Origin of the sequence: Streptomyces sp. MB09-01 (assembly GCF_033794505.1) — a bacterium.
GTDB lineage: Bacteria > Actinomycetota > Actinomycetes > Streptomycetales > Streptomycetaceae > Streptomyces.
On the sequence record NZ_JARAYQ010000581.1, the window covers coordinates 1 to 996 of the forward strand.

At 77.7% G+C, this 996-nt stretch carries 1 protein-coding gene; it reads left to right on the forward strand.

The features are described from left to right. Positions 1–974, forward strand: a 974-nt coding sequence (locus PV721_RS43570; protein WP_319734442.1) for an ATP-binding cassette domain-containing protein, incomplete at its 5' end; no start/stop codon positions are given. Positions 975–996 lie beyond the last annotated feature (22 nt).

A 996-nucleotide genomic window follows, 5' to 3' on the forward strand; every position in this document is an offset into this window, starting at 1 on the left:
CTGCAGGGGCTGAAACCGCGCTCCGCGCGATCCGGCCCTCCGGGCGCTTGCAGCCTCAACGCCGGCCACATCCAGCCCCGCCGGCGTTCGAGGCACGGGGTGCGGGGCGGAGCCCCGGCGGCGGCGCGGCCGGGCTGTTCTCGCGTCTGCTCCGCCGGAGCACGCCGGGCCCGACCCCCGCCCCCACCCCGGCAGGGGCACCGGCAGGGGCGCCGGCCCACACCCGCAACCTCGGCGTCCGCCGCGCCCGCACGGACGTGCTCCGCGGCATCGACCTCACGGTGGCGGCGGGCGAGACCATCGCCCTCATGGGCCGCAACGGCGCCGGCAAGTCCACCCTCCTCGCCACCCTCGTCGGCACGCTCGCCCCCACCACCGGCGAGGTGACCGTCGGCGGCCGGACTCCCCACCGCACGCCGCCGCCCGACATGGTGCGCCGCGTCGGCCTCGTCCCGCAGGAGCCACGCGACCTCCTCTACGCCGACACCGTCGCCGCCGAGTGCGCCGCCGCCGACTCCGACGCCGGCGCGGCCCCCGGCACGTGCCGGGATCTGGTGTCGGCGCTGCTTCCGGACGTCCCCGACGACATCCACCCCCGGGATCTCTCCGAGGGCCAGCGCCTGGCCCTGGCCCTGGCGCTCGTCCTCACCGGCCGCCCGGCCCTGCTGCTCCTGGACGAGCCCACCCGGGGCCTGGACTACGCCGCCAAGGTCCGCCTGATCGAGATCCTCCGCGGCCTGGCCGCCGACGGCCACGCCATCGTCCTGGCCACCCACGACGTGGAGCTCGCCGCCGAGCTGGCCCACCGCGTGGTGATCCTGGCCGGCGGTGAGGTCGTCGCGGACGGCCCGACCGCCGAGGTCGTCGTCTCCTCGCCCGCCTTCGCGCCGCAGGTGGCGAAGATCCTGGCCCCGGGTCACTGGCTCACGGTGAGCCAGGTCGCGGCGGCCCTCGACGCGGCGGAGGCCCGGTGACCCGCCCAGCCCGTTCCAGTTC